The following is a 5046-nucleotide window of genomic DNA, read 5'->3' on the forward strand; positions in this document are numbered from 1 at the left end:
CTTCTGGAACGCGTCCAGGGTTCTTAAGCATTTCCTCTTCAAGGTCAACAAGCTCCTTCATCTGCTGGAGGAAGAATTCTTTTACATAAGTGATTTCTGAAAGTTTTGAAAGAGGAACACCTTTTCTGATTGCTTCATAAAGCTGGAAGTAGCGTTCTGAACTTGCAGTTTTGAGCATTTCGCAAAGCTCGTCAGCACTCTTCTTATTAAAGTCTTTAGCAAAACCAAGACCAGAGCGGCCGTTTTCCAAACCACGGATAGCTTTCTGGAAAGTTTCCTTAAAGTTTTTACCGATGGCCATAACTTCACCAACAGCTTTCATTGATGTACCAAGCTCATCCTTTGCACCGCGGAACTTTTCAAAAGCCCAGCGCGCAAACTTCAATACAACATAGTCACCGTCAGGAGCGCCGCCTAAAGTATATTTTTCAAGAGTGCCGTCACGCCAGTAAGGAATCTCGTCAAGTGTGAGGCCAGAAGCCAGTTTTGCAGAAACCAGCGCGATAGGGAATCCGGTCGCCTTAGAAGCAAGGGCAGACGAACGTGAAGTACGTGGGTTAATCTCAATAATTACAACACGGCCAGTCTTAGGATTGTGAGCAAACTGAACGTTTGTACCACCGATAACACCGATGTTCTCAACAATCTTAAATGCCATTTCCTGGAGCTTCTTTTCCAGATCCTTATCAATAGTCATGAAAGGAGCGGCACAGAAAGAGTCACCAGTGTGAACACCAACCGCATCAATATTTTCGATAGTACAGATTGCAACCATCTGATTCTTAGAGTCGCGGACAACTTCAACTTCAAGCTCTTCCCAACCAAGAATAGACTCTTCAATCAAACACTGATGAGTCATAGAAAGATCCAGACCGTTAGCAACAATAGTGCGGAGCTCTTCAACATTGTAGCAGAAACCGCCTCCCTGACCGCCCATTGTATAAGCAGGTCTAACTACCAGTGGGAAGCCGATTTCTTCAGCAATCTTTTCAGCACCTTCAACAGTGTGACAGATTCCCGAGCGAGGAGTGTCGATACCAAGCGACTTCATAGTCTCCTTGAAAATCTCACGGTCCTCACCGCGCTCAATAGCATCCAGGTTTACACCAATAACTTTTACACCGTATTTATCCAGAACGCCGGCCTTGTTCAATTCCATAGCCATGTTCAAACCAGTCTGACCACCAAGGTTAGGCAAAAGTGCATCAGGACGTTCCTTTTCAATAATCTGAGAAAGACGCTCAACGTTCAGCGGCTCAATATAAGTAGCGTCCGCCATAACCGGGTCAGTCATAATAGTAGCCGGGTTAGAGTTTACAAGTACAATCTTGTAGCCAAGTTCGCGCAAAGCCTTACAAGCCTGAGTTCCCGAATAGTCAAACTCACAAGCCTGACCAATAACAATCGGGCCCGAACCAATAATCAAAACCTTTTTGATGTCTTCTCGTTTTGCCATTTTTATATTTACTCCTATTAAAACCAATTTCATAAAGGAGGGGAAAGTCTCCCCCTCGCTCCAACCGCCTACGGCGTTTTCCGCTACCCCTTCTCCTAGGGGCAAGCCCCTAAAACCCCATATTGTCACACGGATTCGGAATTGCTAACGCAAAATCAACTTTCTGTTCATTGAAAAGAAAAATCGTTAGATTTTTTCAATCCGTGTGGCCTAATAAAAAAGGCGAACTCTAAAAAGAATTCGCCTTAGAAATCACAAATAAAAATGAAAACCGCAAACACAAGTTTTGAGAATCGTCATGTAAATGCACTGTTCAGTTTTCATACTGAAGCAATACTATATCAGAAATCAGATTTTCGGGCAATAGGTAGTAAAAAGGAATCCGAAGGTCGTTTTTATCTTGCGGTTATAGAATAATATACAACTGGGTTAATTCTTTATTATCCTTAGAAAGAATTGTGTTGCCGAGCGGCTGAAAATTATTCCTCGTATAAAAATCGATAAGACTCTGCTTTTGTTCACATTCAAGAAAAACAGCTTTTCCACTTGTTGAGTGTAAAATATCCTTTATTTTGTCCAGTGCAATGTCCATAAGGTCATCACCTGAAATTGATTTTGAACTTTCGTTAAAATTACGACTGAATTGAGCGATAAGAACTGCAGGAAGTTTATACGAAAGAGAGTCTTCGTCAAAATACCCAAAACGGCTTATAGCTTTACATTCTGTTTTTGAAAGTGAATCTTGCTTCAAGGTCAGCATCTTTGTTGCAAGAGTAAAATATCCCAACAAATCAAATTTCTTGTTTTCGTATGAAATCACAAGGTAAGTTGCCGCAGTATTGAGCTTTGTTGCCTGAACAGCCTTTTTACGGAAAAACTGCTCTACATCTGCATTTTTAGACACAAAGGAATTGGCTATGGACTCAAAGAAGTGTTCTCCTCCGTCCATAGCCAATAAATCAAAAAGCCTGATTGTATGAATATTATTTCTTGTTTGCATTGATAATCTCTTTTAAGAGTTCTGGGGAAGCATTGGTGACATTTACAGGCCTTGTCTTTACTGGTTTTGAGAGCGAATCTGAAAACATTTTAACAAGCTTACTGGCTTCCGGCTTGGAACTGATAACAAAAGATTTTTTTAAACTTGATGTTGCCATATTGAGCCTCCTCCTCATTAAAGATATTTAAATTATATCAGTTTTGCTCAAAAAATCAATGCAGACAGCCATTAAATGTCTGCATATAAAAAAGAGGCCGCAAGAAAACCCTGCGACTTCATAGCCTGAAAATTCAGGTCAACAGTTTAACAGTTAAATACGTCGCTATGCGCCGTTTTGTTAAAGGAATTGTATTTACATGTCCGCTTTCGCGGACTGACAATCCGTTCCCTTGTTAAAAAGCACGAACTGTACAAACCGAGAAGTTGCGGTACTTGTAGGTGATGGTCAAGAGGTCGACGGCGAACCCCACAACCTCGGCAAAGTAGGAAGCGTAATGACTAGACGACCAATAGTATGCGTTAGCGATTTCCGTTCCGCCGGCTTTTTCAAGCGCGCTGTTCACGGTGTCTTTTACCCGGTACAGCATGGAAAGTTCTGCGACCGTGGGAAGATACCAGCCGCTTGCGTAATCCCCCGTGAGCAAAGCAGTCGTGGCATAGGCGTTCACCCACTCCCATGCAGGATAGTTTCCGCTCGTGCCTTCGTCGCTCACAGCCTCGCAGAGAGCCTGCCAGTTGTCGCTTCCGTCTGTGTCGCCCGTGAATGTCGCTGTCGCCGCTGCTCCCTTTCCATATGCGCTTGGCGTACACTTTATTGCCGTGATGTTCGTGCTGTAGCCCGCCGCACTGGATATTGCCCATGCGAGCGTGCTGTCAGTTCTCGTGTTCTTCAAGCCCACGCCAAGTGTTTTTGCCCCAAGCACATCCTCCACACTTCCCGCATAGTAAATCACTGCGACGGCAGCCTGTTTCTGTGCGTCTGAAAGCGTCAAATCCGCGCTGTACGGCGTTGCCGAGCCGTCCGAGAACACGATGTCGCCCACTTTGTACGGCTTTTCATACTTTCCGATTTTTCCACTCGCCTCAGTGCGCATCTCGGTGAATGTCGCGTTTACCGTTACATTGCTTTCGGGCATGGTGAAGGTGTACTTGCTTCCTTCCGTCACAGCGGCAGCCGTAATTTCAGCGTTGCTCGCATCCGTTACGGAAAGCGTGCCGAATTCGTAGCCGTCGCTCGCGGAAAGTGTTAGCGTTACGGTCGCGTCTTTCTCTGCGGAAGTCTTGTCCGCCATCACCGTACCGTGTTCGATGCCGCTTGCAATGCTGACGGTGTAGGTGACTTCTGTAATCGTAACGCTGATGTGGTTTGACTCAACGCTTCCGCTTTTCACATAGACCTTATGTGTGCCAACCTGTAAATTCTTCGTGTTAATCGTGAATGCACCCTCTGTTACCTGAGCATTGCTTTTAAATGGGGACTCCTGCCCCTCAACATACAGGTCAACGGCTGTAGGCTCAGTTTCAAAATTGTTGAACACTACAGTGCCCGTGATATTATCTCCCTTCGCGACAGTCGGCGTGGCACAAGATAGCGTGATTGCAGGCAGTGCTGTCTCCGTCCATTTTGCGTACAGCGTGATGGCACCTGTAATTGCCGTGTCAAAATTAAATGCACTTTCCAGACCAGTGTCCGAATACCATCCGATAAACACGAAGCCGTTCTTTGACGGTACGGCAGGCTTAGTGGCGGTTGCTCCATAACGCACGGACTGTGATGTAACTGTACTTCCGCCGTTTGCGTTGAATGTTACTGTGTAACTCTTGCGGTCGTACTTGATTTCCACCTCTGTTCCACTTGCCGTAATTGTCACTTGTGTGACTGTCTGAGCCGTGAAGCCCTCATAAGATTTTGCGTTTGCGGCTGTAGGCTGGCCGACTGTGCCAGTCTTAGTTTCGCTTTCTTTGAGCGTGTAATTATCGTCGGCTACATTCTGCTGCAAGTGCTTTACTGTGTAGGTCGCTGTGGCGGGTGGCAGTGCGGTGAATGTCGCCGTTACCGTCACATTGCTTTCCGGCATGGTGAAAGTGCCGTTCGTAACCGTAAGCTCATTTGCACTTGCATCCTTTACGCTGTATGAGTTCAGCTCATAGCCACTATCTGCTGTCGCGGTAAGTTTTACTTTTGCTCCCGCTTCTGCTGAGCTCTTGTCAGCGGTCACTTTGCCGTGCTCAAGGGAATCTGAGACTGTGACCGTGTACATGGTCGGCTCATTGTCATCGTCTGTCTTGCACGAGACGGCGCAAAAAGTGAGCGCAAGTAACGCACCCATGAATGTGAGTGCTTTGGGAATTTTGTGCATAAATGACTCCTGAATGGTTTAAAATATGAAAAGCCCATGAGCAGGACAAATTTAGTCCTGCATCACGGGCAGTTTTCCAGAATGAGAACATGGTAGCCTTGCGGCCCTTCTGTGAGTTTGATTTAAAACGCGGATAGCCCGAAATTATGTTTCGGGCAGAATTATAGCTAGTGCTGTGCTGTGCTGTGCTGTGCTGTGCTGTGCTGTGCTGTGCTGTGCTGTGCTGTGCT

4 protein-coding genes are annotated in these 5046 nt (G+C 45.7%); all 4 read right to left on the bottom strand.

All coding sequences use genetic code 11. The features are described from left to right. Nucleotides 1-1456, bottom strand: a 1456-nt coding sequence (gene carB / locus Q0Q74_RS14030; protein WP_294431878.1) for a carbamoyl-phosphate synthase large subunit, incomplete at its 3' end; no start/stop codon positions are given. 406 nt (nt 1457-1862) lie between these two features. Then, nucleotides 1863-2456: a hypothetical protein gene (locus Q0Q74_RS14035; protein WP_294431879.1), complete on the bottom strand. Its 594-nt coding sequence runs from the start codon at nt 2454-2456 to the stop codon at nt 1863-1865. Next, entirely contained in the window at nt 2440-2613 is a 174-nt protein-coding gene (locus Q0Q74_RS14040; RefSeq protein WP_294431880.1) for a hypothetical protein, read from the bottom strand. Before Q0Q74_RS14040 ends, Q0Q74_RS14035 begins: the two co-directional genes overlap by 17 nt. A 235-nt stretch (nt 2614-2848) precedes the next feature. Further along, on the bottom strand, nt 2849-4816 hold the full coding sequence (locus Q0Q74_RS14045) for an InlB B-repeat-containing protein (protein WP_294431882.1): 1968 nt from the start codon (nt 4814-4816) through the stop codon (nt 2849-2851). Between the last annotated feature and the right edge of the window lie 230 nt (nt 4817-5046).

Source organism: uncultured Treponema sp. (genome assembly GCF_946187725.1).
GTDB lineage: Bacteria > Spirochaetota > Spirochaetia > Treponematales > Treponemataceae > Treponema_D.